This is a genomic window from Flavobacterium sp. FG68, from assembly GCF_057808895.1.
Genome location: NZ_JBMDIY010000045.1, coordinates 1 through 25,865 on the forward strand (window position 1 = coordinate 1; position 25,865 = coordinate 25,865).

The 25,865-nt window shown below is 33.1% G+C and carries 26 protein-coding genes and 1 tRNA gene; 11 read left to right on the plus strand and 16 right to left on the minus strand.

Annotated features, from left to right (window positions below):
- The first annotated feature begins 271 nt into the window (after positions 1-271).
- From ACODSB_RS21695 to ACODSB_RS21725, 7 genes are all read left to right on the plus strand, one after another.
- A complete protein-coding gene (locus ACODSB_RS21695; RefSeq protein WP_256635820.1) occupies positions 272-787 on the plus strand; it encodes a hypothetical protein in 516 nt (171 codons plus the stop codon).
- 220 nt (positions 788-1,007) lie between these two features.
- Positions 1,008-1,508, plus strand: a complete 501-nt coding sequence (locus ACODSB_RS21700; protein WP_053474076.1) for an RNA polymerase sigma factor — start codon at positions 1,008-1,010, stop codon at positions 1,506-1,508.
- 2 nt (positions 1,509-1,510) lie between these two features.
- Positions 1,511-2,479, plus strand: coding sequence for a hypothetical protein (locus tag ACODSB_RS21705; protein WP_488938556.1), 969 nt, complete (start codon positions 1,511-1,513; stop codon positions 2,477-2,479).
- A gap of 79 nt (positions 2,480-2,558) precedes the next feature.
- Complete coding sequence (locus ACODSB_RS21710; protein ID WP_488938557.1) at positions 2,559-4,730, plus strand: vWA domain-containing protein; 2,172 nt, start codon at positions 2,559-2,561, stop codon at positions 4,728-4,730.
- A gap of 52 nt (positions 4,731-4,782) precedes the next feature.
- Entirely contained in the window at positions 4,783-5,370 is a 588-nt protein-coding gene (locus tag ACODSB_RS21715) for an LURP-one-related/scramblase family protein (RefSeq protein WP_053474033.1), read from the plus strand.
- A 112-nt stretch (positions 5,371-5,482) separates the two neighbouring features.
- Positions 5,483-6,199, plus strand: coding sequence for a 3-ketoacyl-ACP reductase (locus tag ACODSB_RS21720; RefSeq protein WP_053474034.1), 717 nt, complete (start codon positions 5,483-5,485; stop codon positions 6,197-6,199).
- 89 nt (positions 6,200-6,288) lie between these two features.
- On the plus strand, positions 6,289-6,801 hold the full coding sequence (locus ACODSB_RS21725; protein WP_317044747.1) for a hypothetical protein: 513 nt from the start codon (positions 6,289-6,291) through the stop codon (positions 6,799-6,801).
- A gap of 219 nt (positions 6,802-7,020) precedes the next feature.
- Here the strand turns inward: ACODSB_RS21725 and mtaB are convergent, their stop codons facing one another.
- Positions 7,021-8,355 carry a tRNA (N(6)-L-threonylcarbamoyladenosine(37)-C(2))-methylthiotransferase MtaB gene (gene mtaB, locus ACODSB_RS21730; RefSeq protein ID WP_488938558.1) on the minus strand — a complete coding sequence of 445 codons (1,335 nt, stop codon included), beginning with the start codon at positions 8,353-8,355 and terminating at the stop codon, positions 7,021-7,023.
- A 499-nt stretch (positions 8,356-8,854) separates the two neighbouring features.
- Between mtaB and ACODSB_RS21735 the strand changes: the two genes are divergently transcribed.
- Positions 8,855-9,379 carry a hypothetical protein gene (locus ACODSB_RS21735; RefSeq protein WP_053474077.1) on the plus strand — a complete coding sequence of 175 codons (525 nt, stop codon included), beginning with the start codon at positions 8,855-8,857 and terminating at the stop codon, positions 9,377-9,379.
- A gap of 86 nt (positions 9,380-9,465) precedes the next feature.
- On the opposite strand, the gene ACODSB_RS21740 is transcribed toward ACODSB_RS21735, so the two are convergent.
- The 12 genes from ACODSB_RS21740 to hisS form a co-directional block, all read right to left on the minus strand.
- Positions 9,466-9,993 (minus strand): GNAT family N-acetyltransferase, encoded by a 528-nt coding sequence (locus ACODSB_RS21740; protein ID WP_488938559.1) that lies wholly within the window; start codon positions 9,991-9,993, stop codon positions 9,466-9,468.
- Positions 9,994-9,999: 6 nt separating this feature from the next.
- Positions 10,000-10,803, minus strand: coding sequence for a Cof-type HAD-IIB family hydrolase (locus tag ACODSB_RS21745; protein WP_488938560.1), 804 nt, complete (start codon positions 10,801-10,803; stop codon positions 10,000-10,002).
- A 92-nt stretch (positions 10,804-10,895) separates the two neighbouring features.
- Positions 10,896-11,114: a putative signal transducing protein gene (locus ACODSB_RS21750; protein ID WP_053474039.1), complete on the minus strand. Its 219-nt coding sequence runs from the start codon at positions 11,112-11,114 to the stop codon at positions 10,896-10,898.
- Positions 11,115-11,140: 26 nt separating this feature from the next.
- Complete coding sequence (locus ACODSB_RS21755; protein WP_488938561.1) at positions 11,141-11,956, minus strand: alpha/beta hydrolase; 816 nt, start codon at positions 11,954-11,956, stop codon at positions 11,141-11,143.
- 95 nt (positions 11,957-12,051) lie between these two features.
- Positions 12,052-12,714, minus strand: a complete 663-nt coding sequence (locus tag ACODSB_RS21760; RefSeq protein ID WP_180859756.1) for a DEAD/DEAH box helicase — start codon at positions 12,712-12,714, stop codon at positions 12,052-12,054.
- A gap of 45 nt (positions 12,715-12,759) precedes the next feature.
- The gene (locus ACODSB_RS21765; protein ID WP_053474042.1) at positions 12,760-13,923 is read right to left on the minus strand and encodes a sigma-54-dependent transcriptional regulator; all 1,164 of its coding nucleotides are present in this window, start codon (positions 13,921-13,923) and stop codon (positions 12,760-12,762) included.
- An 83-nt stretch (positions 13,924-14,006) separates the two neighbouring features.
- Positions 14,007-15,323 (minus strand): ABC transporter permease, encoded by a 1,317-nt coding sequence (locus ACODSB_RS21770; protein ID WP_488938562.1) that lies wholly within the window; start codon positions 15,321-15,323, stop codon positions 14,007-14,009.
- Positions 15,324-15,404: 81 nt separating this feature from the next.
- On the minus strand, positions 15,405-16,334 hold the full coding sequence (locus ACODSB_RS21775; RefSeq protein WP_488938563.1) for an ABC transporter ATP-binding protein: 930 nt from the start codon (positions 16,332-16,334) through the stop codon (positions 15,405-15,407).
- Between the two features lie 163 nt (positions 16,335-16,497).
- Entirely contained in the window at positions 16,498-17,607 is a 1,110-nt protein-coding gene (gene dnaJ, locus ACODSB_RS21780) for a molecular chaperone DnaJ (protein WP_053474045.1), read from the minus strand.
- A 77-nt stretch (positions 17,608-17,684) separates the two neighbouring features.
- Positions 17,685-18,263 carry a nucleotide exchange factor GrpE gene (locus ACODSB_RS21785; protein WP_053474046.1) on the minus strand — a complete coding sequence of 193 codons (579 nt, stop codon included), beginning with the start codon at positions 18,261-18,263 and terminating at the stop codon, positions 17,685-17,687.
- Between the two features lie 461 nt (positions 18,264-18,724).
- Positions 18,725-18,795: transfer RNA gene (locus tag ACODSB_RS21790), tRNA-Trp, on the minus strand.
- A gap of 343 nt (positions 18,796-19,138) precedes the next feature.
- Positions 19,139-20,566: a histidine--tRNA ligase gene (hisS, locus tag ACODSB_RS21795; RefSeq protein ID WP_488938564.1), complete on the minus strand. Its 1,428-nt coding sequence runs from the start codon at positions 20,564-20,566 to the stop codon at positions 19,139-19,141.
- A 183-nt stretch (positions 20,567-20,749) separates the two neighbouring features.
- On the opposite strand from hisS, the gene ACODSB_RS21800 reads away from it, so the two are divergent.
- The gene (locus tag ACODSB_RS21800) at positions 20,750-21,994 is read left to right on the plus strand and encodes an ABC transporter permease (RefSeq protein ID WP_488938565.1); all 1,245 of its coding nucleotides are present in this window, start codon (positions 20,750-20,752) and stop codon (positions 21,992-21,994) included.
- Positions 21,995-22,062: 68 nt separating this feature from the next.
- On the opposite strand, the gene ACODSB_RS21805 is transcribed toward ACODSB_RS21800, so the two are convergent.
- The 3 genes from ACODSB_RS21805 to ACODSB_RS21815 form a co-directional block, all read right to left on the minus strand.
- Positions 22,063-22,587 (minus strand): hypothetical protein, encoded by a 525-nt coding sequence (locus ACODSB_RS21805; RefSeq protein ID WP_488938566.1) that lies wholly within the window; start codon positions 22,585-22,587, stop codon positions 22,063-22,065.
- A 23-nt stretch (positions 22,588-22,610) separates the two neighbouring features.
- Complete coding sequence (gene prmC / locus ACODSB_RS21810; RefSeq protein WP_256635831.1) at positions 22,611-23,477, minus strand: peptide chain release factor N(5)-glutamine methyltransferase; 867 nt, start codon at positions 23,475-23,477, stop codon at positions 22,611-22,613.
- A gap of 75 nt (positions 23,478-23,552) precedes the next feature.
- A complete protein-coding gene (locus ACODSB_RS21815) occupies positions 23,553-24,044 on the minus strand; it encodes a GNAT family N-acetyltransferase (RefSeq protein ID WP_488938567.1) in 492 nt (163 codons plus the stop codon).
- A gap of 126 nt (positions 24,045-24,170) precedes the next feature.
- On the opposite strand from ACODSB_RS21815, the gene ribD reads away from it, so the two are divergent.
- Together ribD and ACODSB_RS21825 are read left to right on the plus strand one after the other, a co-directional pair.
- A complete protein-coding gene (gene ribD / locus ACODSB_RS21820) occupies positions 24,171-25,220 on the plus strand; it encodes a bifunctional diaminohydroxyphosphoribosylaminopyrimidine deaminase/5-amino-6-(5-phosphoribosylamino)uracil reductase RibD (protein ID WP_488938568.1) in 1,050 nt (349 codons plus the stop codon).
- Complete coding sequence (locus tag ACODSB_RS21825) at positions 25,213-25,815, plus strand: HAD-IA family hydrolase (RefSeq protein ID WP_488938569.1); 603 nt, start codon at positions 25,213-25,215, stop codon at positions 25,813-25,815. Before ribD ends, ACODSB_RS21825 begins: the two co-directional genes overlap by 8 nt.
- The last annotated feature ends 50 nt before the right edge of the window (positions 25,816-25,865 follow it).

Sequence of the window (25,865 nt, forward strand, 5' to 3'; positions counted from 1 at the left end):
TTTACGAGACGTTAGACGCACTGCTGTGCGTCTCTACAATAAAACCATCGTTAAAAAAGAATGCCTTTCTAAACAAAATTATAAAGCAAAGAGACACAAAGTATTTCGATTACCATAATAACGTAGAGACGCACAGCAGTGCGTCTCCGCAAAGAATATAAAAATGCTGAATGATAAAAATTACGGATTTACGATACGTTAGACGCACTGCTGTGCGTCTCTACAAATACCTTCGTTGAGAAATATAGGTTTATAAAATAATTTCAATTTTATGAAAAAAGGAATTCTTTCATTGATAATAATTCTTACTCTTTCGGCAGGCGCTTATTTATTTTATACCTTTAAAATAAATAATAAAGAAAAGAAAAACTTAAGCACTTTAAGTATTGAAGAGTTAACTTCAAATGTAAAAAAAAATCACAAGACTTTATCTCCAAAAGATTTAGATCCAAAATCATTTATTCTTCTTTTCAAAGAAAAATACAATAAAAAGTCTGCGCTAAATTTTGTATCAATGCTTGGGGATTTTCCTGATAACTGGGTACAGCCAAAAGATGTCGAATATTTGATTTCAGTTATGAATTCTAAAGAAAAATGCTGCGGATATATGAATGTTTTTTCTTCAACTCTTTTAACTGAAGATGCTGAAGTTGGAGGTTTTGCAATAATTTTTCTAAACTCATATATTTCTAATACAAAAATTAATTTAGGTTTAAACAGTAATCCAAAAATTGACAAGGAATCAATTAAGAAAATTGAAGATTGGTATCGAAATACAAAAAAATAAAATTTGAACTTATTTCATGTCATTTCGATTTTACGGTACATTAGACGCACTGCTGTGCGTATCTACATAAAACCTTTGTAACTTTGAAACTATGAACCTTTGAACCTGAAAAAAAAACTTTTTTTTCACACCCGACCCAACCTTTTTATCTTTTTCGCTCTCTTTATAATTAAAGACCAATATTGTGATAAACGAAACGCTAATTTCTAACTGCAAAAAAATGAACCGCGATGCCCAGCGTCAGGTTTATGAGCACATGGCTCCAAAATTGTATCGCGTTTGCAAACGATACCTCAAGAAGGAAGAAGAAATCGAAGAAGCCTTGGCCGACGCTTTCTATACCATATTTACAAAACTAGATCAGCTTAAGGAAGAAAAAGCCTTTGAGGCCTGGGCTAGAAAAATTGCCGTTAATTACTGTTTGGCTTCCATCAAGAAAAACACAAATTTCAACATGTATCTTGATGATGTAAAAATGCTTGCACAGCCATTTACAGAAGAAATGAACTCATTAGAAGAAGAAGACTTACTTAATTTATTAAACCATATTCCGGATGGCTGTAAAACTGTTTTTAACCTTTTTGTTATTGAAGGTTTCGGACATAAAGAAATTGCAGCAATGCTCAACATTTCTGAAGGCACTTCAAAATCACAATTGAATGCCGCGAAAACCAAGCTAAAGGAATTAGTAAATAAATTATATTATCAAAAAGCAAAATAGTCATGGACAATCAAGATAAAATATTCAACAGATTTAAGGAAGCTGCAGATAATGCAGAACCAAAAGATTTTCCGGGAATGGAAAAAGTCTGGTCACGACTTGAAGACAAACTGGACAGAAAAGAAGATAAAAAAAGTATTGCACTCTGGAAAAAAATCGCTGTTGCTGCTTCACTTTTATTAGTAATATCTTTAGGATATCAGTTTTTAAAAACAGACAAAACGTCGATTATTCAAACACCTGATAAGGTTGTAGTTAATGAAACGGAAAAAGAAACAATTGGAAATTCTGATATAGAGAAAAACAAAGCTGTAGTTGCCGCAGATTCACAATTAGTTCCAAAAGAAGAAGCTCTTAAAATTCTGGAGAAACAAATAAAACACCAAGAACCAGTTGCAATACATGAAGTTCCAAGTGCTGCTAATGTAGCTGCAGCACCAAATTATGATGCGATGCCTGCACTTAGTGCGCCTGTCGCCGTTGCTGCAGAATCCGCATACTCAGAAGAAGAAACTGAAGTTTCAAAAGCTAAAGACAAAATAGATGTAAGTTCCGGATATTCACGAAAAATGGAGAAAGAAACTTTTAAAGCCTCTTCTGCAGAAATGCAATCTCAAAGAGCTAAAAAAAGTGCGCCTTTAGTTATTCTTAACGGTAATGCAATGGCTCACAGCGACGAGGTAAAAAAAGATAAAATGATGCAGGCCGAAATTACAAATCTAGAGCCTGAAAACGTAGAATCCCTTGTTGTTTTAGATGAACCTTTATACATTATTGACGGAATTTATTATTCTGAAAATGATTTATTTGGAAATAATCCAACGAGCCCTTATGCACCTTTGGACAAACAAGACATTAAAACAATAACCATTTTACAAGATCTTGAAGCCACATCAAAATATGGCGAAAAAGGAAAAAAAGGAGTTGTCATTATAACTACAAAAACAGGAAAACCGGCTTTAAAGAAATAGCCAAAACTCACCAAATCATAGTCAAAGTTTAAAGCTTTGACTAAGAAAAAATCCGAACATTAATTTAAAACTTACTATCATGAAAAGTCTAAAACTTATTTCATCAGCCATTGCTATGCTTATATGTTTCGTGTCAATGGCGCAGGAAAGAACGATTACAGGAATTGTTACAGATGAAACTTCTATGCCAGTTCCGGGTGCTACTATTATCAACCAAAATTCAAAAGCAAATTACATAACCAGTTTTGATGGAAAATACAGTATTCAGGCAAAAAAAGGAGACATGCTTATTTTTAGCTTCATTGGATATAAAACGCAAAGACAAAGAGTTGAAAATTCAAATACAATTAATATACAGCTTTTTTCGGATACTCAAACCTTAAGTGAAGTTGTAGTTGTGGGTTATGGCTCAAATGATTCTGAATATGAAAGTCGAAGTTATGCACGTGCCGAAAAAAGAAAAGAGAAAAAAGATATTTCTCAGGCACTTAAAGGAAAAGTTGCCGGGGTTCAGGTCCAAAGCAATGTAGGATATATGGCTAGTCCAAGTCCCAGTATTGCCATACGCGGAGCAGTCTCTGTTTCTCCAAAAAATGAACCAATGTATATTGTTGACGGAGTAGCAATAAAAGCCGATCAAATGGCAAAAATTAATCCGAATGATATTGACAATGTATCTGTTTTAAAAGATGTGGCGGCAACTTCTGTTTATGGCAGTAAAGCTTCAAATGGTATCGTTGTAATTTCGACCAAAAATGAACTTTACAAAAATCTTTCTGAAAAAGAATTAGATAAAAAACTAAATCAGATCACTCCTATTCGTCCTGTTGAACCAACGCAGGAAGATTATGATGCTTTTACAGAAAATGCTTTTGAAAGTCCAAAAACGGCTCCGCTTTCTACTTTTTCCATTGATGTTGATAATGCTTCTTATACCAATATCAGACGTTTTTTGAATAGCGGACAACAAGTTCCAAAAGATGCGGTGCGTGTAGAAGAAATGGTCAACTTTTTTAAATACAATTATCCGCAGCCAAAAAACGAACATCCATTTTCTATCAATACAGAAGTAAGTGATTCGCCATGGAACTCACAAAATAAAGTTCTGAAAATTGGTTTACAGGGAAAAAACATTCCAATTGAAGATTTACCTGCTTCAAATCTTGTTTTCTTAATTGATGTTTCGGGTTCAATGAGCGAAATGAATAAACTGCCTTTATTAAAACAATCTCTAAAAATATTAGTAAACGAATTACGCCCAAATGACAAAGTAGCCATTGTGGTTTATGCGGGAGCGGCAGGAATGGTTTTACCTCCAACTTCTGGAAACGAGAAAAAAACGATAATTAAAGCGCTGGATAAATTAGAAGCCGGAGGAAGTACGGCCGGAGGAGCAGGAATTGAACTGGCGTATAAAATTGCAACAGAAAATTTCATTAAAAGCGGCAACAATCGTGTAATTCTGGCAACTGATGGTGATTTTAATGTGGGAAGTTCTTCAAATTCTGACATGGAACAATTAATTGAAGAAAAAAGAAAAACAGGCGTTTTCTTAACGTGTCTGGGTTACGGAATGGGAAATTACAAAGACAGTAAAATGGAAATCCTTGCTGATAAAGGAAACGGAAACTATGCCTATATCGATAATATTCAGGAAGCAAACCGTTTTCTTGGAAAAGAATTTAAAGGTTCGATGTTTGCGATTGCAAAAGATGTAAAAATCCAGATTGAATTCAATCCAAAACAAGTTCAGGCGTATCGATTGATTGGTTACGAAAACAGAAAACTTCGTCCGGAAGATTTTAAAAATGATGCGATCGATGCCGGAGAATTAGGAAGTAACCATACCGTTACGGCTTTGTATGAAATTATTCCGGCTGGTGTAAAAAGCGATTATTTAAACGTTCAGCCTGATGATTTAAAATACACTCAAACCGAAACAAGTTCAAACAATTACAGCGGTGAACTGGCGACAATAAAATTTCGTTACAAAAAACCCGACGGCGATAAAAGTATTGAAATGGTTCAGATAATCAACAACAAATCGATTAGTTTAGACAGAGCGAGTGATGATTTTAAATTTAGTACAGCCGTGGCTTGGTTTGGATTAAAACTCAGAGATTCAAAATTAATTTCTGACAAATCATCTGAAGCAATTGCGGAATTAGCACAAAAAGGAATATCATTCGACAAAGGAGGTTACAAAGCTGAATTTATTCGTCTTATTGAAACTTCCGAACAATATAATTAATAAATATTTCTTTACATTTGGTTTCTAATCGAATCATTAATTTTAAAAACGTATGAATCCAATTTTAAGCCAAAATCTATTTTTAGTTAAAGAACATATCGGAATGTTTAAAGCTGCTAACAACTACGACATTTACGACCCTGAAACGAATCAAATAATTATGAACTGCCGAGAAAATAATCTTGGTTTCTTTACTAAAGTATTTCGTTTTACAGATTATAAAAGAGCAACGCCTTTTAATGTTGAAATCACAACTGCTTCGGGCGAAAAATTAATTTCGGTAAAAAGAGGAATTGCAATCTTTCGTTCGACAGTTGAAGTTTTTGACGAAAAAGACAGGTTAATTGGAACTTTCAAACAGAAATTTTTCTCATTTGGAGGAAGATTTGAAATCTTAGATAAAAATGACAAACCTGCTGCAACATTACAAGGGAAATGGACAGGATGGGATTTTAAATTTTCTCACGAAAATAAACAACTTGCACAAGTAAGCAAAAAATGGGCCGGATTAGGAAAAGAGTTTTTTACAAGTGCAGATAATTATGTACTTCAAATTGAAGAAACTGTACCATCAGATAGTCCGCTTAGACAATTAATTCTTGCTGCCGTTATGTGTATCGACATGGTTTTGAAAGAATAACAAAGTTGTTAAACTTAGATTAAGAAAACACCTAAAAGCATCATTTTAGTTGGCAAAAGTTTTATTTTTGTTAGACTTAAAATGATGCTTTTTGCATTTCTAAACATAAATCATGACAGACTTAAAAAATAAAAATGCGCTTATTACAGGCGCTGGTAAAGGAATTGGAAAAGCAATTGCCATTGCTTTGGCAAAAGAAGGTGTAAACGTAATTCTTCTTGCCAGAACGCAAGCCGATGTGGATCAATTAGCCGCTGAAGTAAATCAATTTGGTGTAAAATCTTTAGCTTTATCTGCAGATGTATCTGATATCAATTCTGTAAATACTGCCGTTGAAAAAGCTTTAGCAGAATTTAAAACTATTGATATCCTGATTAATAATGCCGGAATTGGTGCTTTTGGAAAATTTCTGGAATTAGAACCTGCAGACTGGGAAAGAATTATTCAGGTAAATTTAATGGGAACGTATTATACAACCCGCGCTGTTATTCCGCAAATGATCGAAAGACAAACGGGCGATATTATTAATATTTCTTCAACAGCGGGATTAAACGGGAATGCTGTTACAAGCGCTTACAGTGCCTCAAAATTTGCTGTTATGGGTTTAACTGACTCTTTAATGCAGGAAATGAGAAAACACAATATCCGTGTTACTGCCTTAACGCCAAGCACAGTGGCAACAGATTTGGCAATCGATTTAAAATTAACGGATGGAAATCCAGAAAAAGTAATGCAGTCTGAAGATGTTGCTGAACTGATTATTGCACAGCTAAAATTAAACCGCAGAGTTTTTATTAAAAACAGCAGTATTTGGTCTACTAATCCTTAAAAATAAAAATCCAAATTTTAAATTCCAAATTCCAACTCTTAATGTAATTGGAATTTGGAGTTTAAAAAAATTGGAATTTCAAAACTAAAATGATGGAACAATATTTAAGACAATTAATTGCGATAGAATTTCAGGATAAAAAAGAAATTTTTACCGGATTTCTTATTGATTATTCTGATGACTGGATTTTACTTCGAAACAATCCGGTTGATTATATTTTGGATGGCTTTGTTATTTTAAAGAATAAAAATATCGAAGCGATTCACAGGGATGAAGACCTCGTTTTTACCGAAAAGGTTATTCGCTTAAAAGGAATAAACATTAATACAGAAGATATTATTCCGATTCAGGATCTGAATGCTATTGTAAATTTTCTTGACAGGAAGTATACCATTTTTCAGATTGCTAAAAAATCTTCAAAAGCGGTCTATTTGGGTAAACTGATTTCGCTTACACCAGATGAACTATTAATTGATTTCCTTGAAACAAAAGGCAAATTTGGCGGTGAATTAGCTTTTAATCCTGAAAAAATCAGGGTTATTGAATTTGATACCGATTATATTAATTCTTTGAAATTGGTGATTCCTGAGAATCAGAAGTAGTTATAAAATAAAAAAGCCTCTTTTATGAGGCTTTTTTATTTGTCATTTCGACCGAAGGGAGAAATCGCACTAATAATTCCGCAAAGAAAATCTCCAATCTTTGTCGACAAAATAGTGCGATTTCTCTCTTCGGTCGAAATGACAATACTTTGGATATATGGATGTCGCGATAACTTTGTCAAAGTTTTAAACTTTGACAAAGTTAAATCACATATATTTTTAAGCTTCCGCCAATTTATTTACAAACTCCAAACGAACACTTCCATCTTCATCAATTTTTGTCAAATTGATTTCGTGCAAAGTATTAATCAGTTCTGGGTTCCATGGCGTTTTTACTTTTACGTAGTTTTCTGTAAAACCATGAATGTAACCTTCTTTATTTTCACTTTCGAATAAAACAGTTCTGTTTGTTCCTATTTGACTTTCGTAGAAAGCACGGCGTTTTTTAACCGATAATCCGCGTAACATTTTGCTTCGTTTTACCCTTACATTCGCAGGAACAACTCCCGGCATATCTGCAGCTTCTGTATTATCCCTTTCAGAATACGTGAAAACGTGCAGATAAGAAATATCCATTTCGTTTAAGAAATGATACGTTTCTAAGAAATGTTCGTCTGTTTCTCCAGGAAAACCAACAATTACATCGACACCAATACAAGCGTGCGGCATAACTTCACGAATTTTATTTACACGGTCTGTATAAACTTCTCTTAAATAACGACGTTTCATTAATTTTAAAATATCGTTGCTTCCTGATTGCAGCGGAATATGGAAATGCGGAACAAAAGTTCGGCTTTTTGAAACGAACTCTATGGTTTCATTTTTCAATAAATTTGGTTCAATAGATGAAATACGAAGACGTTCAATTCCTTCAACTTCATCTAAAGCTTTAACTAAATCCAGAAAAGTATGTTCGTGTTTTTTATTTCCGAATTCGCCTTTTCCGTAATCTCCAATATTAACTCCTGTTAAAACAATTTCCCTGATATTTTGAGCCGAAATTTCTTTGGCATTTTTTAAGACATTTTCTAAAGCGTCACTTCTTGAAATTCCACGTGCTAAAGGAATGGTACAATAGGTACATTTATAATCGCAGCCGTCCTGAACTTTCAAAAATGCACGGGTACGGTCGCCAATAGAGTAACTTCCCACATAAAAATCAGCTTCGGCAATTTCGCAAGAGTGAACTTCACCCATATCGTTTTTGCTCAAATCATGAATATAGTCTGTGATTTTAAATTTCTCGGTAGCTCCCAGAACTAAATCAACACCGTCAACGGCAGCTAATTCTTCTGGTTTTAATTGTGCATAACATCCAACTGCTGCAACAAAAGCTTTATCATTAAGTTTCATTGCCTTTTTTACAACCTGCTTAAACTGCTTATCTGCATTTTCTGTTACAGAACAGGTATTGATAACATATATATCTGCAATTTCTTCAAAATCGACACGATCAAAACCTTCGTCATTAAAGTTTCGGGCAATCGTAGAGGTTTCTGAGAAATTCAATTTGCAGCCAAGCGTATAAAAAGCAACTTTTTTTCTATTTTCCATAGGAATGCACTACATTTATAGTAGTAAGATATTATATTTACATCTCTATTAAAGAGTTTGCAAATTTACATACAATATTCTTGAAAATAAAATCAATAATATACTATATATCAATATTTTGCAGAAAGCATCAATTTTAAAACGCATTAAAAAACCAAATAATAAATCAATTATTTCTTAAATTTTGTATTTTAGGAGATGATAATTTTTGATTCAATAAGAATAAAATGACAAAATTATCGATTAAGTGCAAATTTTATCGATTAAATACATTTTTTTGTCTTTTAAATTAAAATTTTCTTACATTTAACTTTGCTTAGAAAATTTCAGTGTTATATTGAGTTTTTATAGATTTTAAACGTTAATATTAATATTATAACAATTCATGTAAAACAATTTTGATTTTCAATCGTTATGTTGTTGTTTTGTTATTAAAAAACGAATGGGAACGCCGAAAACCATAAAGAGTAGGCAAAAATTAAAAATTAAAAACTCCACTATGAAAGCATTTTTACCCACGATCTGCTTGATGTTCTTGACCATTTTTAGTTCGCAAGCGCAAACTAATGCCCCAGCTGCAAATGCAAACCCATTTCCATCTATTAGTACTTTAACAAATTGGGCGAGTTTAAACTCTCAATCACAATTTGATATTGCAATTCGTGCGGTTGGATTTAAATTTGAAGTAAAGGAGCCAAGTACAGAATCTACAGCTTACACTTATATTCGTAAAGTAACTGTAAATGAAGTAAACTATACTGATAGAATTGTTTACAGAATTACTAATAATAATTCTGCAAGTATCATCTCTTTAGTTACTGCTTCTACAGATTTAGTAAGTTTATATACTCCACAATTAGCAACATTCAAAAATAACAATTGTAAAACTGAAATGTCTAAAGACAAAAACACAACTTGCAGCTGTTACGAAAGTGCCGTTTATGCAATTGATCTTTGCGACGAGCGTGTAAAACTTACAATGGGTGACGGAAATAAATATTTTGTTTCTGTAGCTAAAAAATAATTCCAAGAAATTACGTTTTCCAAATCTTTGCAGACTTTTACAGTTTTCAAAGATTTGGAGGAACGCATTTCTTAAAACACAATTCCTTATAAGTTTGGATTTTTGAGTTCGTACCAAACTTCTATTTCTCCTTGATACTCGAAAGAATTTACAAAATGAAAACCTAGTTTTTCTAAAATCTTTCTGGAATTTTCATTTCCCGCATCCGCGAAAGCGTAAAGTTTTTCTACTTTCATTTCGTTAAAAGCATAATCGACAAAAGCTTTTCCAGCTTCTGAGGCATATCCTTTTCCCCAATGTTTTTCGATAAAACGATATCCTAACTCGTAAAAGTTTTTATGATTATTGATTTCGTCCGTAATATACTTTATTCCTGACCAGCCAATAAATTCATTGGTTTCTTTTAAAACGACAGCCCAGCGGCCTGTTCCAAAATCTTTGTATTGTTTTTGAACAAATTTGATATAATCAATACTTTCTTCAATATGTTTTACGGGATTATTCCCTAAAAACAAATGCACATTCGGATTCGAATCCAATTCGAACATTCCTTCTGCATCAGAAATTTCTAATTCCCGTAATATCAAACGTTCTGTTTCGATTGGATTTTTCATCTCAAATTAATTTAAAATATATTTCTGTACTACTTCGGCAACGCCGTCATTGTTATTTGAAGATACAATTAAATTTGCTTTATCGCGCAATTCTGGCGTTACATTATCAACCCAAACACCTAAACCGGCATATTCGATCATCGTTAAGTCATTTCCGGCGTTTCCAACGGCGATAATTTCACTTTGATGAATTCTGAGTTTATCTGCTAATTGTTTTAAACTTGCTGCTTTATCTATGCCGTTTTGCGCTGCTTCAAGGAAAAAAGGTTTAGACATTGAAACGCTTAAATGCGGCATTGCTACTAATAAATCTTTTTCGACTTCTTTTAAATAAGCTGGATCTTCAAGTAAAATACATTTTACAGCAGGTCTGTCAACATAGTCTTTAAAACTCGAAACTTTACGATGCGCCATTCCGGTAATATCTTTTTCGATCTCGATATATTCAGAATCGGTTTCGCTTATAATTTCGTCATCTAAATACGTTATAATGTGCGTTTTCATTTTTACACTATAATCGTATAAAGCGTGAATTTGTTCGACAGTAAGTTTTTGTTCAAATAAAACCAAATCATCTTTTACCTGGCTGATAATAGCTCCGTTAAAAGAAATCATATAAGAATCATTCAAATCCAGTTCCAGCTCTTTAGCATAAGCAATCATTGCCGATGTTGGCCTTCCCGAAGCCAAAACAACATAAACGCCTTTTGCCTGTGCTTCTAATAAAACTTTTTTATTTAAATCTGAAATTTTGTGGTCGTCTGTCAACAAGGTATCATCCATGTCCAGAACTAACATTTTGTATTGCATTTTTTTTAGTTTGCAGTCGCAGTATTCAGTCGCAGTCGTAGTAAGCAGTTTTGCACTGAAAACTGAGACTGCGACTGAATACTGAAAACTTTTTAAATACTCATTCTAAATTCTTCAATAACCGGATTTGCTTTTGCAAAATCTGTTTCCTGAATGAAAACCTCAACGGCTAAATCTGTACCGCCAAAACCTCCTAAACGAGCGGATTGAATATTATCTTTTTTTACAGTTTCTACACCGGCTTCTTCTAATCTTTCCTGCAAAGCAATGGCTAATACTTCACTTCCCGAAAACACCTTCATTAATCCCATGACATTTTATTTTATTAATTATTAATCTATTCTAGTATTGTTTTTAATTGATTTTGAAAATCTTCGTTTTCATTTACTCCAATATGTTCCTGATTTTTTAATGGATAAAAAGCCGCATTTGACTTCAAAAGCTTTTTTAACCGAACTGAATTCTCAAAAGGAATTAACTGGTCTGCTGTTCCATGAAAAATATAAATGGGAGCTTTTATCTGCGGGAGATATACATTGGTTTCTAAACTAAACTTTTTCATAAAGTCCGGAAACATTGGCACTCGTTTACTTGATAATTCTAAAAAATTATAATACGGCGCCTGCAGCAGTAAAGCTTTTGGTTTATTTTCGAAAGCTAATTTAGCCGCAAATCCGGAGCCTATCGAATATCCGGCAATTATGATTTTATTTTCTGGATATCTTTTAGTCATTGACTGATACACAATAGAAATATCTTTTGACAATTGTTCTTCATTTTCGATTTCACCTTCGCTTTTCCCGAAACTTCTATAATCTAGAATAAAGATATCGTATCCTAATGAAGTATATACTTTTGCAATTTTACCCCAGGTTTCAAGTGTTCCGGCATTTCCATGAAGATAAAAAATCAGTCCTTTTGAATTTTCAGCTTTAAATAATAATCCGTTCAGAATAGTTCCGTCAAAGGATTTGATGTTTATTTCTTCGAATTTTTGCTGATAATCAAACTTGTAATCTTTTGGTAATCTCGAACTATGAAAAACCAATTCAACCTGATTAAAGTAAACATAAGAAATTATCAAAACATAAATAATCAGAAAAAAGCACAGAAGTACGATTGACAAGAATTTAAGCGTTTTTAATATTTCCATATATTATTAGTTAGTTTTCAGTCTCAGTCACAGTTTTCAGTGAAGCTTGTAAACTGTGACTAAAAACTGCGACTGAGACTGTAAATTGCGACTTTTTACTCTTCCTCAATATCGTCTTCCTCTTCATCCAATTCCTCCTCGCCTTCTTCATCCATATCAAACAAATAAGGTTCAAGTAACATTTTATCTGCCAAAATTTCGATACGCTCTGTCAAAGTTTCAGCAAAAATTAAACGCTGTGTTTTGGCAATACTGTTCGAAATACGCATGATTTTAGTTTCATGACGTAATTTCAAAATAGGATCTGCATCATCAAGGATAAACATTTTCAAGCGGTTTACATTATAACCCGCTGTCGAAAACATATCGCTCAATTTATTTGGCGTTCCAATTAAAACATCAATTCCCGTAGAAACGTAGTTTTTGTCATAATCCATATCGCCTTTGTCATGAACACCGTATACCTCGAGATTCGTATATTTTCCGTATTTCTCAAAAAGCTCTTCCATTTCAAGCACTTTTGCTTTGTCTTCAACAATAATCAAAGCACGAGGCGATTCCTCATTTTTTCCAGCCAATTGCTGAATCACATTTAAAACAATTGTAGTTGTTTTTCCGCTTTTCTCCGGAGAAATAATAATACAATCCGCACCACTTTTAATGGTCGAAAAAGTTTCCAGCTGCAAAACATTTGCTTCTGTTAAACCGTTTTCAATTAGTCCGTCTTGTAGTTTCTCGTTTATTTTTTTTAGTTTCATGCTTAATTTTAGATTTATGATTTTAGAATTTAGATTCTAAATCATTTATTTACTGGCAAACATTTTCACGTCGCCTTCAGAGATTTCGTTACCTCCTAAAATGATTAATCTTTCGACAACATTTCGAAGTTCACGAATATTTCCAGTCCAATCGTATTCCTGTAATAATTGTATGGCTTGCGCCGAAAATACCTTAACTACATTTCCTTGTTCAGAAGCTATTTTCTCTGCAAAATGCCTTATCAAAGCCGGAATATCGTCACGTCTTTCATTTAATGGCGGAACTTTAATTAAAATTACAGCCAAACGATGGTATAAATCTTCACGGAAACGGCCTTCGGCAATTTCTGTTTTTAAATCTTTATTTGTTGCGGCAACCACACGAACATCAACTTTAATGTCTTTATCGGCACCGACTCTTGTAATCATACTTTCCTGAAGCGCGCGTAAAACTTTGGCTTGAGCCGAAAGACTCATGTCACCAATTTCATCTAAGAAAATAGTTCCTTTATCAGCCGCTTCAAACTTTCCGGCACGATCCTTAACTGCCGATGTAAAAGCACCTTTTACGTGTCCGAATAATTCGCTTTCAATCAATTCACTCGGAATCGCCGCGCAGTTTACCTCAATTAAAGGAAAATTGGCACGTTCGCTTTTTTCGTGTAATTGATGTGCCACTAATTCTTTTCCGGTTCCGTTTGGTCCCGTAATTAAAACCCTTGCTTCAGTTTGAGCAACTTTATCAATCATAACTTTAATATGATTAATAGATTCGCTGTCGCCAATCATTTCGTAATTTTTGCTGACTTTTTTCTTTAGAATTTTATTCTCAACAACTAATTGTTTTTTGTCTAAAGCATTACGAACGGTATTCAATAAACGATTTAAATCTGGTGGTTTTGAGATATAATCAAAAGCACCCAAACGCATGGTATGAATTGCGGTTTCCATATCGCCATGACCTGAAATCATAACCATTGGAATTTCCGGTTTTATCTTTTTTACTTCTTCTAGAACCTCAACACCGTCCAGTTTTGGCATTTTGATATCGCACAAAACCAAATCGTAATCGTTGTTTTTTATTTTTTCAAGACCCGCAGCCCCATCTTCAGCTTCATCAACCTGATAGGTGTCATTTTCTTCTGATAATATTTTTACCAAAACTCTTCTAATCGCTGCTTCGTCCTCAATTATTAGTATCCTACTCATTCTTCGTAATTTTCAATTTTAAAAATTCCAAAATCCAATTATTGGAATTTGGGATTTATTCCCATTCTTTTTTGAATTGGAATTTAATACTTTAACCATTTATACAATTCTTTCCAAGTTGGTTTTTTGCCGTACATTAAAATACCTACGCGGTAAATTTTTGCTGCGAACCAAACAACAAGGAAAAAGGTAGCAAACAATAATGATACCGAAATTGCGATTTGCCACCACGGCACGCCAAACGGAATACGCATTAGCATAACTATTGGCGACGTAAGCGGAATCATGGAGAATACAACGGCAACGGTTCCGTGTGGATCGTTTACAACCGTGAAAAATCCGATGTATACACTTAGAATTAACGGCATTAATATTGGCAGTAAAAATTGCTGAGAATCGGTTTGATTGTCAACAGCTGCTCCAATTGCGGCGTAAAATGAACTGTATAGAAAATAGCCTCCAATAAAATAAATCACGAAACCAATTATGATACTGGCAATTGGCAGATTCCATAATTCAGTAATATACATTTGTGCTGTTCCTGAAAATTCATGCTGTGCAGATTGCATTAATTCCGGCGAAATTCTGGCTGTTGGTCCAACGTTTACGCCAAAAAATGTTGATGCCGCAAACATTAATCCCAAACCAATAAAAGCCCAAATTATAAATTGTAAAATTCCTGCAAGAGAAGTTCCAACGATTTTACCAATCATTAACTGAAATGGTTTTACAGATGAAATAATGATTTCGATAATACGGTTTGTTTTTTCTTCGATTACACTTCGCATTACCATATTTCCGTAGATGATAATAAACATCATAATCAAATAACCGAATGCACCGCCTATTGCAATTTTTATTTCATTTAATCCTTTTAAACTTTCTTCCCCCGAAGCTTTAACCAAATGAATATTAACTTCTGACTGTGCTTTTTGAATTGCCAGCGTATCTAGTTTGGCGCTTTCGAGATTTAGTTTGGTAATTTTTGTTCCAATGATTTTCTGTGTGCTTTCTATAAAAGAAATACTTGGACTGTTATTCGAAATAAACTCAATTTTACTTTCTAAATCTTTTGTTTTATTTGTTTTTGGGATGACAATTAAGCCACTGAAATTTTCTTTTGTAATGCTGTCTTTTAAAGCTTTTACATCAATTTCAGATAAATTCAGATATTTGAATTCAGCACCTTTTTTATTTTCCTTTAAAAAATCAGCAGCAAAAAGTCCGGTTTCGTCATGAATAGCAATACGTTTTGTTTCGGCTTTCATCGTGCTTAAATAACCAATAAAAACGGCTATAGCAACAAACAAAAGCGGACTCAAAAAAGTCATGACAACAAAAGATTTATTGCGGACTTTGGCAATAAATTCTCTTTTTATAATCAACGAAATGATGCTCATAAATATTTTAAATTTTCAAATTCCAAATTCCAATTTTGAAAACTCTTAAATTGGAATTTGGAATTTCTTTTTTTTGGAATTTTATTTTGTATTTTCTGTAACAGTTTGAATAAAAATATCGTTTACACTTGGAATTTTTTCTACGAAATGCGTTACTTGTCCGCGTTGTGTCAGGATATGTAATAATTCATTTGGCGCTGCATTTCCTATTTGAATATTTAATTTTAAATCGTCATTTAAGGATTTAAAATTCGCAGGCGAAACGGTAAACTTTTGTGTAATATCATACATCAAACCTTCAACATTGTTTGTCAGGATTCCCACTTCAAAACTGTTGGTTTTAAACTGACGTTTTACATCGCCCACTTTTCCTTCAATCAGTTTATTTGATTTATGAATTAAAGCAATATGATCGCACAGTTCTTCAACACTTTCCATTCTGTGTGTCGAGAAAATAATAGTTGCTCCCTGCTCTTTTAATGCCAAAATTTCATCTTTTATAACATTGGCATTTACGGGATCAAAACCTGAGAAAGGTTCATCAAAAATTAACAATTTTGGTTTATGTAATACACAAACTACAAACTGAATTTTCTGCGCCATTCCTTTAGAAAGCTCCTGAATTTTTTTATTCCACCAGCCCTGAATTCCTAAACGGTCAAACCAATAATCCAATTGTTTTTTGGCTTCGGCTTTAGAAAGTCCTTTCATTTGTGCGAGATACAAACATTGCTCCCCAACTTTCATCGAGCTGTATAATCCCCTTTCTTCCGGAAGATAACCAATTGTCTGTACGTGTTTTGGGTGCAGTTTTTCTCCATCTAAAATTACTTCGCCGCTGTCTGGCATTGTAATTTGATTGATGATTCTGATTAGGGAAGTTTTTCCAGCTCCATTAGGACCTAAAAGTCCATATATACTGCCTTTTGGCACATTTAATGAAACTTCGTTAAGCGCTACATAATCGCCATATTGTTTTACGACTTTATGTACTTCGAGTAAGTTGCTCATTTTGTTTTTTTGGATTTTCTTGCGCTGGTTTTTGTTATTTTTACCAACAGTCTGTAAAAGTAAATAATTACTAGCGAATCTGCATAATAATACGCAAAAAACCCATTCTATTTATGTTTAGAATGGGTTTTGAATTTATTTAAACATTTTAGAAAAGTTTAGATTATGAGAACATATCTTTTACTTTTTCAAAAAATGATTTCTCTGATTTTTCAGGGCTTGGTGCAAAATGTTCGTCGTTTAACGCATTTTCAAAGAATTGTTTTTGCTCTTTGTTTAATGTTTTTGGTGTCCAGACATTTACGTGAACCAATAAATCTCCGCTTCCGTAACCGTTTAAACTTGGAATTCCTTTTCCTTTTAATCTTAGGATTTTTCCAGATTGAATTCCTTCTTCCAGTTTAATACGAACTTTTCCGTTGATGGCTTCGATATCTTTTGAAACTCCTAAAACTGCTTCCGGGAAACTGATGTATAAATCAAAATGAATATTTTCACCTTCACGTTTTAAAAATTCGTGTTCAACTTCTTCAATGGCAACAATTAAATCTCCCGGAATACTATTTCCCGGCGCATCGTTTCCTTTGTTTGAAACTTTCAACTGCATTCCGTCAGTAACACCTGCCGGGATTTTGATTGATACAGTTTCATCTTCCTGAACCATTCCTTGAGCATCTGCCTCAGAAGGTCTTTTATCTAAAATTTGACCAGAACCACCACAAGTAGGACAAGTTGATGCTGACTGCATTCTTCCTAAAATGGTATTAGTTACACGCATTACCTGACCTTGACCGTTACAAGTCGTACAAGTTTTATACGTTACACCTTTTGCCTGAACTTTACGTTTTACTTTTACTTTTTTCTCAACACCATTTGCAATTTCTTCTAAAGTAAGTTTTACTTTAATTCGAAGATTGCTTCCTTTAGCACGGCGAGGGCCTCCGCCTCCGCCTCCGAAACCGCCAAATCCTCCTCCAAAAATGTCACCAAACTGGCTGAAAATGTCATCCATATTCATACCGCCGTGACCACCGCCAAATCCGCCAGAACCATCAAATGCCTGATGTCCATATTGATCGTATTTTGCTTTTTTCTGTGGATCACTTAAAACTTCATAAGCTTCAGCAGCTAATTTAAAGTTTTCTTCTGCCTCTTTGTCGCCTGGATTTTTATCAGGGTGATATTTAAGCGCACTTTTTCTATATGCTTTTTTTATTTCGGCAGCGTCAGCATTTTTTGAAATGCCTAGTATTTCGTAAAAATCTTTTTTCATAGTTAGGTTTAAATTCCAAATCACAAATTCCAAATTCCAACATTAAAAATTGGGCTTTAGAATTTTACTTGCATTTTTTAGTTTCCGATTACTACTTTAGGGAAACGAATAATTTTGTCTCCTAATTTGTACCCTTTTTCAATAACATCAACAATTTTCCCTTTTAATTTTTCAGACGGTGCCGGAATTTGGGTAATTGCCTCAGCAAAATCAGCATTAAAGGCATCTCCTGCTTTTACGTCAACTTGTTCTAAACCTTTAGTTACCAAAGTGCTTTTTAGTTTCTCGTGAATCAATTCAACACCTTTAGTTAAATTTTCATCCTCAGATTTGTTGATTTCTACCATTGCTCTGTCAAAATCATCTAAAACAGGAAGCATTGCTAACAAAACTTCTTGATTTGCAGTTTTAAACAAGTCAATGCGCTCTTTTGAAGTTCTTTTTTTGTAATTTTCAAATTCGGCAAATAATCTCAAAAACTTATCTTTTTCCTTTGCCAAGTCTTGAGCTAATTGCTCTTCAACACTTAATTCTTCAACAATTAACTGCTCACCGTTGGCATTGTTCTCTAACGTTACATCATCTAATTCCTGATCGAATTCTGTATTTTCCGTAGTCATATTACTTTTATTTTTAAAAATATTCTTAAACTTCATTTTTATTTCTTTCTGTTGGATTGCAAAAGTACTGCCAAATCTTATAAAATGTCAAATTGTCACTTTATTAAATATGAGTGTTTTAAAAAGCGAAAATAGGCAATAAAAATTTATTATAATTTTAAGACTATTACGATTTAGTTTGTCGTATCTTTGGTATCCAAATTGGGAACAAAAATTTATTACCTATCAAAATTGAATTTAAGGGTTGGCTAAGGCCTCTAAATAATTATTAATTCAAGTTTACCTTATATTAAAAAAAGCTTCGCCTTACAGAGACGAAGCTTTTTTTTATGCTTTTTTATCTTGAAAAATAGCGCAAGAACGCTAAGTTTTTTTACTCTTAAACTTTTTAAAAAAGGCAAAGTTCGCAAAGCTTTGTATTGATTTAGCTTTGCGAACTTTATGTTTTTAAGTATTTTTGGCAAAAAACTTTGTGCTCTTTGCGGTAAAAAATATTGCACGGGCGGAGGGATTCGAACCCCCATCAACGGTTTTGGAGACCGCTATTCTACCCTTGAACTACGCCCGTAACTTGTAACTTAAGGTCGGCAAATTAAAAGTTTTTTTTCTTTACCAGCAACTATTTCACATAGAGATTTAAAAAGAAAATCCTTTAAATCTCGGCAATCTGAGGCAAAAACCTTCGTTCCAAATAGTTAACTAACAAAGTTTTTTTTCTATTCGTTGAAATCTATTAGCTTGTCACTAAAAAATTTTATTTCACGCAGATTTTAAAAAAGATTTAGGCAGATTGAAGCAGATTATTTAATATAAAAATCAAATTAAATCTGCTAAAATCTGCCTAATCTGCGTGAAAAAAAATCCTTTAAATCTATATAATCTGTGGCAAAAAAAACCTTCGCTACAAATATTTAACCTAATAAAGCATTTTTCAATCCTTCGAAATCTACTGAAACCTGCTCACCTGTCACTAAATTCTTTAAAGCGTAAGAATCTGATGCAATTTCCTGATCACCTGCAATTACAGCAAACGGAATCAAGCGTTTATCTGCATATTGAAATTGTTTTCCAACTTTTACATTATCTGGATACAATTCTACTTTTATATTTTCTTGTCTTAATTTCTGAATAGCTTTTGAAGCGTACAAAGCTTCTTTATCTCCATAATTGATAAATATTGCTTTTGAAGTCGCAGCAACAGTTTCCGGAAACAATTGTAATTCTTCTAAAACTAAATAAATTCTATCTAATCCGAAAGAGATTCCGACACCGCTCATATTTTTTAAACCAAAAATACCAGTCAAATCGTCGTATCTTCCGCCTCCGCCAATAGAACCCATTGAAACCGTTTTTGGAGCTCCAACTTCAAAAATAGCACCTGTATAATAATTTAATCCGCGTGCCAAAGTCACATCAAGATCTAAAATTGCGCTTGACAATCCTAAAACTGCAACATTGTCACAAATAAATTTCAATTCTTCAACACCTTTCATTCCTTCTTCTGATGAAGCTAGTAATTCTGAAAGCTGCTTAATTTTATCTGCGAAAGTTCCGGTGAAGCTAAAAAGCGGCTGTACTTTTACCAACGCCGTTTCAGAAATACCTTTTTCGATCATTTCTTTCTTTACGCCGTCTTCTCCAATTTTATCTAATTTATCAAGAGCAACTGTAAAATCAATTAATTTATCTGAAGCTCCAATAACTTCAGCGATTCCAGATAATATTTTTCTATTGTTAATTTTGATTGTTACGCCTTCTAAACCTAAAGATGTAAAAACGGTATCGTATAACTGAACCAATTCTACTTCCTGCCAAAGTGAAGTTGAACCTACAACATCGGCATCACATTGATAAAATTCTCTGTAACGTCCTCTTTGTGGTCTGTCAGCTCTCCAAACTGGTTGAATCTGGTATCTTTTAAAAGGAAATTCAATTTCGTTTTGGTGTTGTACAACGTATCTTGCAAACGGAACTGTTAAGTCGTAACGCAATGCTTTTTCTGAAATTCTTCCTGTAAATTTATTCAGTTCAATTCTTTGACTTAAATCTATTGTTTCGGCAGAATTAACTTGCAGCGATTCTATAGATTCCGGTAATTCAATTTTATTTTTATTGAAGAAAAAGTTACCTGAATTCAGGATTTTAAAAATCAAACGATCTCCTTCTTCCCCATATTTTCCCATCAAAGTATCTGAATTTTCAAACGAAGGAGTTTCTATCGGCTGAAAACCAAATTTTTCAAAATTAGTTTTTATCGTCTGAATAATATATTGACGTTTTGACACCTCGGCAGGCGAAAAATCTCTTGTCCCTTGTGGAATGCTTGGTTTTGAAGCCATCTTTTTTATTTTAGATTTCTGATTTTAGATTTTAGATTTATTGTGAAATCTAAAAACCTAAAATTCTTTAACATTATTTTCTTTTGATTTTAATCGACTGCAAATATCTTACTTTTTAAAATAAATAATAGCGGTTCGAAAACAAACTTGTAACAAAAACCGTATTTTCGTGACAAATTGGTCATGATGCTAAAATTATTTAAAGAAAATATCCGAATTGCTTTTGGTTCTATCAAAACTCAATTACTGCGAACCATTCTTACCGTTTTAATTATTGCTATCGGAATTACCGCTTTGGTTGGAATTTTAACTGTTGTAACGGCACTTGAAAACACGGTTTCGACCAATTTTGCTTCGATGGGAGCGAATACTTTTAACATCAATCAATATGAAAATACAGTTCGTAACCGCGGCGGAAATGAACGAGAAATCATAAATCCAATTATTTCTTATCCTGAAGCAGTTGCTTTTAAAAACAAATACAAATATCCTTTTACCGAAACCTCCCTTTCGTTTACAGCAACATCAAAAGCAGAAGTAAAATATTTAGACACCAAAACAGATCCAGAAATTACGGTTGTGGGTGTTGATGAACATTTTATTTCAAACTCAGGTTTGGAAACTACTTTAGGACGCTCTTTTAATCAATTTGATATTGATAACAATACTTATTCCTGCGTTGTGGGTTCTGATTTTGAAAAAGGTTTATTAAAAGATGTGAACCCAATTGATAAAGTAATTTCAATTCGCGGTGCACGTTTTAAAGTCATTGGCGTTTTAAAAGAAAAAGGTTCAACATTTGGAAACAGTCAGGATTTACGTGTTTTAATTCCTATTCAGGTGGCACGCTCATTATTTACTGCTCCAAATATTAACTACACGATAAGTATTATGGTTTCTAAAAAAGAACTTTTAGACCAAGCTGTTGATAATGCAACTAGTACAATGCGAAGAGTTCGAAAACTTAGCCCGGTTCGTGATAATAACTTTGGTATTGGCCGAAGTGATGACTTGATCAACAGAATTTTAGGAATTACACAATATTTAGGCTGGGCTGCCTGGATTATTTCTGTTATCACTATTCTAGGTTCGTCAATTGCTTTAATGAATATTATGATTGTTTCGGTTACTGAACGCACGCGAGAAATTGGCGTTCGTAAAGCATTGGGCGCGACAAAGGTTACAATTTCAGTTCAGTTTTTTATTGAAACTTTATTGATTGGTCAAATCGGAGGTTTAATTGGGATTATATTAGGAATTGTTGTTGGCAGTGCATTTGCCGGAATAATGGATTTTGCTTTTGTAATTCCATGGAAAGCGATATTTGCTGCTTTTGCAACCAGTTTTATTGTTGCTATTGTTTCCGGTTTATATCCTGCAATTAAAGCTTCGAAATTAGACCCTATTGAAGCGTTACGATACGAGTAATCTTCACGTTTCCTGCAAGGTTTCAAAAACCTTGTAGGTATTATTTTCATCGTCTATATAATTTAAACCTACAAGGTTTTTGAAACCTTGCAGGAATCTGAAATAGTTTTCATAAGTTTTCTTTTTTCAACTCCTATTATATCAAATTCAAAATAATCCTCGAACTCAATTATTTCATGAGGCTGCTCATTTAGAATTCTATCTACTGTCTCACCATCAAATGTTGTAGTTTCAGCAAATAGATCATCTACAATTAAAATACAGTTTTGATGTAAATAAAAAAAAGGAAAATCTAAGGAGTAATCAATTATATTTCTTTTCAATCTTCTGTTTTTCAAATCAATTGTTCCCCATTGATAAATGAATCTGAAGAAAATTAAATCTACATTTTTGAAATAAACAAAGTTAAAATCGTCTAATTTCAAATTATTTTCATTGAGAAAAATTTTTGCAGTAATGTTATATTCTGGTATTTCTTCAAACTCAAAATCAACATAGGAAATCTTTAAATCTGAAGAATTGTCAGAAGGAATTTCGATATCAAATCTTTCAGATTTTTGATGTGCATTAAAACTCCTAATTTGTAATTTCATTTTTAGCTATAGAATAAAAATACCTACAAGGTTTTGGAAACCTTGCAGGAAATCATGCGGTCATTATCATAAATATCTTTACGAAGATCGATGTTTATAAAATCCATTTTACCTAGCAAATCGATCATTTCTTTTCCTAAATATTGATTGATTTCAAAATACAATTGTCCGTTTTCCAAGAGATTATTATGTGCCAAAGAGGCTATTTTTCTATAAAAAACCAACGCATCATTATCATCTACAAATAATGCTAGATGCGGTTCGTAATCGAGAACATTTTTCTTTATTTCTTCTTTTTCAAGATTTCGCACATAAGGCGGATTTGAAACAATTACGTCAAACTGACATTTCAATTCTTGTGTTTCTAAAATATCCTGAAACATAAAAGTAACATCTACTTTATTTCTGTTTGCATTTCGTTTTGCCGTTTCTATTGCTTTTTTTGAAACATCAATAGCATATACATCTGCATTTGGCAGATTTTTAGCCAGTGAAATAGCAATACATCCGCTTCCGGTTCCTATATCAAGAATTTTCAGTTTTTTAGTTTTATCGAATGGTTTATTTTCGTTGATAATCCATTCGACCAATTCTTCGGTTTCCGGTCTCGGAATCAAAACATTTTCGTTTACTTCAAATTCTAAACCATAAAAGCTGGTTTTACCTAATAAATACTGAATTGGAACTTCTCTTTTCAGCTGTGCTAATAATAAATCCCAAACAGCAAAATCAGACTCAGAAAAAAATAATTCGTGATTTAAAGCTAAATCTATTTGACGCAGTTTATGTTTATCTTCTAGAATTAAATAGAAAAAACTTTCTGCTTCGTACGCATCGTACAAAGGAGATAACTCTTTAATAAACTGAGTACGATATTGTTTGATTTTCATTGCGTTTATTGCGTATTATTTTTCAGCCAAAGCTAATTATTCTTCATATAAGTATTTACAAAATCAATTTATTAATTAGTTCTGCAAATCTTTCAACATCCAGACAGGGCAAGAATTGTGCCCGGTACAGCCCATTGGCGCATCTAAATATTCAAAACCTGATTTTCTATATAATTTTTGTGCCGCGTGCATAAACGGCATTGTTTCTATGTAACATTTTTCAAAACCAAAATTCTTTGCTTCATTTAGACATTCATCCATCATTTTATTTCCAATACCTAATCCGCGGACTTCTGGTAAAAAATACATTTTTTGCAATTCGCAAATTTTAGGATCTCCATTTTCTAACGGAGCAATTCCGGCACAGCCTAAAATTTCGCCTTCACTTTCAACTACAAAATAGATTGACTGTGGTTTATTGTATTCTTCAAACATCAAATCTAAATATGGATCTTCATAAGCAGTTCCCACTTTTGGAATTTCCATTTCATCAAAAACAGATCGTATTAATTTTGCAACTGCTTGATTGTCTTCCTTTTTAATTTTTCTGATAACCCAATTTCTCATTTTATTTTTTCACTTGTAACTACAAAAATAAAAATACTTTTCCGATAGTTTCATAACATTTTGTTTTGTTTCACAACAATAATTGCAATATTAGACTCAAAACTCAAAAATAATTACTTTTGCAGGGTGAAAATACATGAGAAATATATCAAACGATGCATTGAACTTGCTAAAAATGGTTTTGGAACAACTTATCCAAACCCCATGGTAGGCAGTGTAATTGTTTATGAAGATAAAATTATTGGTGAAGGCTGGCACAAAAAAGCCGGAGAACCACACGCCGAAGTAAATGCGGTTCGCTCTGTAAAAGATAAATCGCTATTAAAAAAATCAACAATTTATGTTAGTTTAGAACCTTGCTCTCATTTTGGGAAAACGCCGCCTTGTTGTGATTTAATTATTGCAAACGAAATCCCGAATGTGGTTGTTGGAACAGTTGATCCCAACGAAAAAGTAGCAGGAAGAGGAATCAAGAAACTTGTTGAAGCAGGAGCAAATGTAACCGTAGGCATTTTAGAAGACGAATGTAACGAACTCAACAAACGCTTTTTTACTTTTCACAAAAAAAAGAGACCTTATATTATATTAAAGTGGGCAGAAAGTCAGGACGGATTTTTAGCTCCCGAAAAAGCAGACGATCAGGAACGCAAACCAGTTTGGATTACTAACAAATATTCGAAACAATTAGTTCATAAATGGCGAAGTGAAGAGCAGGCTATTTTAGCCGGTACACAGACGGTTGTTGATGATAATCCGAAATTAAATGTTCGTGATTGGTCAGGAAACAATCCGGTTCGGGTGATTTTAGATCAAAACAACCGAATTTCAAAAGATAGTTTTGTTTTTGATGATAGTGTAAAAACGATTGTGTTTTCGAAATCGGAGGAGAATGTTTCGACTGAAAATACAATTTTTGAGAAGATTGATTTCAATGAAAACCTGATTGAGAATATTTTATCTGTTTTATATCAGCATCAAATTCAATCAATAATTATTGAAGGCGGAAGACAAACTTTACAGTCTTTTATAGATCAAAATATTTGGGACGAAGCGAGAATTTTTGTTGGAAAAAATACTTTTGAAAAAGGCACAAAAGCACCAGAGCTTCAAAAGAAAAATGCTATTAAAACTTATATTCAAAACGACGACTTAATATTTATAAGAAACCATGATTGATACGATAATTTTTGACTTTGGAGATATTTTTATCAATTTAGACAAACAAGGAACAATTTCAGGTTTGCAAAATTTAGGTTTAACCGAATGGAACGCTGAACTTGACCGTTTGAATTTATTGTATGAAACCGGAGATATTTCATATGATGATTTTATAGGCGGATTTCAAAAACAGCTTCCAAATGCAACAGTTGAAGAAATCCTGAAAGCCTGGAATGCGGTTTTGGCTGATTTTCCTTCTTATCGATTAGATTTCTTAAAAGAGCTTTCAAAAAAATATCGTTTGTTTTTATTAAGTAATACGGATGCTATTCATATTGCTACTTTTGAAAAAACGGTTGGTATTCCTTTTTATACTGATTTTTATAATTGTTTTGAGAAAGTTCATTTCTCTTTTGAAATCAGAAAACGAAAACCAAATGCGGAGTCTTTTCAACATTTAATTGATGAACATAATTTAATTCCTGAGCAAACGTTATTTGTTGATGATAAAAAAGATAATACTGATGCCGCTGCTGCATTAGGTCTTAATGTTTGGAATTTACAAGTTGGGCAGGAAGATGTTATCGATTTGTTTGATAAAAACATACTATAATATATTAGGAGTCTATAAAATATTTGGCCACAGATTAAAAGGATTCACAC

Excerpts from the sequence above, each read along its gene's own strand:
- prmC (WP_256635831.1), bottom strand. The coding sequence starts at position 23,477 with ATGAAAATCAAACAATATCGTACTCAGTTTATTAAAGAGTTATCTCCT.
- ACODSB_RS21705 (WP_488938556.1), top strand. The coding sequence starts at position 1,511 with ATGGACAATCAAGATAAAATATTCAACAGATTTAAGGAAGCTGCAGAT.
- ACODSB_RS21765 (WP_053474042.1), bottom strand. The coding sequence starts at position 13,923 with ATGAGTAGGATACTAATAATTGAGGACGAAGCAGCGATTAGAAGAGTT.
- ACODSB_RS21805 (WP_488938566.1), bottom strand. The coding sequence starts at position 22,587 with ATGAAATTACAAATTAGGAGTTTTAATGCACATCAAAAATCTGAAAGA.
- ACODSB_RS21800 (WP_488938565.1), top strand. The coding sequence starts at position 20,750 with ATGATGCTAAAATTATTTAAAGAAAATATCCGAATTGCTTTTGGTTCT.
- hisS (WP_488938564.1), bottom strand. The coding sequence starts at position 20,566 with ATGGCTTCAAAACCAAGCATTCCACAAGGGACAAGAGATTTTTCGCCT.
- dnaJ (WP_053474045.1), bottom strand. The coding sequence starts at position 17,607 with ATGAAAAAAGATTTTTACGAAATACTAGGCATTTCAAAAAATGCTGAC.
- ACODSB_RS21735 (WP_053474077.1), top strand. The coding sequence starts at position 8,855 with ATGAAAGCATTTTTACCCACGATCTGCTTGATGTTCTTGACCATTTTT.
- ACODSB_RS21700 (WP_053474076.1), top strand. The coding sequence starts at position 1,008 with ATGAACCGCGATGCCCAGCGTCAGGTTTATGAGCACATGGCTCCAAAA.
- ACODSB_RS21770 (WP_488938562.1), bottom strand. The coding sequence starts at position 15,323 with ATGAGCATCATTTCGTTGATTATAAAAAGAGAATTTATTGCCAAAGTC.
- ACODSB_RS21775 (WP_488938563.1), bottom strand. The coding sequence starts at position 16,334 with ATGAGCAACTTACTCGAAGTACATAAAGTCGTAAAACAATATGGCGAT.
- ACODSB_RS21825 (WP_488938569.1), top strand. The coding sequence starts at position 25,213 with ATGATTGATACGATAATTTTTGACTTTGGAGATATTTTTATCAATTTA.
- mtaB (WP_488938558.1), bottom strand. The coding sequence starts at position 8,355 with ATGGAAAATAGAAAAAAAGTTGCTTTTTATACGCTTGGCTGCAAATTG.
- ACODSB_RS21785 (WP_053474046.1), bottom strand. The coding sequence starts at position 18,263 with ATGAAGTTTAAGAATATTTTTAAAAATAAAAGTAATATGACTACGGAA.
- ACODSB_RS21715 (WP_053474033.1), top strand. The coding sequence starts at position 4,783 with ATGAATCCAATTTTAAGCCAAAATCTATTTTTAGTTAAAGAACATATC.
- ACODSB_RS21815 (WP_488938567.1), bottom strand. The coding sequence starts at position 24,044 with ATGAGAAATTGGGTTATCAGAAAAATTAAAAAGGAAGACAATCAAGCA.
- ACODSB_RS21750 (WP_053474039.1), bottom strand. The coding sequence starts at position 11,114 with ATGGGATTAATGAAGGTGTTTTCGGGAAGTGAAGTATTAGCCATTGCT.
- ACODSB_RS21710 (WP_488938557.1), top strand. The coding sequence starts at position 2,559 with ATGAAAAGTCTAAAACTTATTTCATCAGCCATTGCTATGCTTATATGT.
- ACODSB_RS21720 (WP_053474034.1), top strand. The coding sequence starts at position 5,483 with ATGACAGACTTAAAAAATAAAAATGCGCTTATTACAGGCGCTGGTAAA.
- ACODSB_RS21695 (WP_256635820.1), top strand. The coding sequence starts at position 272 with ATGAAAAAAGGAATTCTTTCATTGATAATAATTCTTACTCTTTCGGCA.
- ACODSB_RS21725 (WP_317044747.1), top strand. The coding sequence starts at position 6,289 with ATGATGGAACAATATTTAAGACAATTAATTGCGATAGAATTTCAGGAT.
- ACODSB_RS21745 (WP_488938560.1), bottom strand. The coding sequence starts at position 10,803 with ATGCAATACAAAATGTTAGTTCTGGACATGGATGATACCTTGTTGACA.
- ACODSB_RS21740 (WP_488938559.1), bottom strand. The coding sequence starts at position 9,993 with ATGAAAAATCCAATCGAAACAGAACGTTTGATATTACGGGAATTAGAA.
- ACODSB_RS21755 (WP_488938561.1), bottom strand. The coding sequence starts at position 11,956 with ATGGAAATATTAAAAACGCTTAAATTCTTGTCAATCGTACTTCTGTGC.
- ACODSB_RS21760 (WP_180859756.1), bottom strand. The coding sequence starts at position 12,714 with ATGAAACTAAAAAAAATAAACGAGAAACTACAAGACGGACTAATTGAA.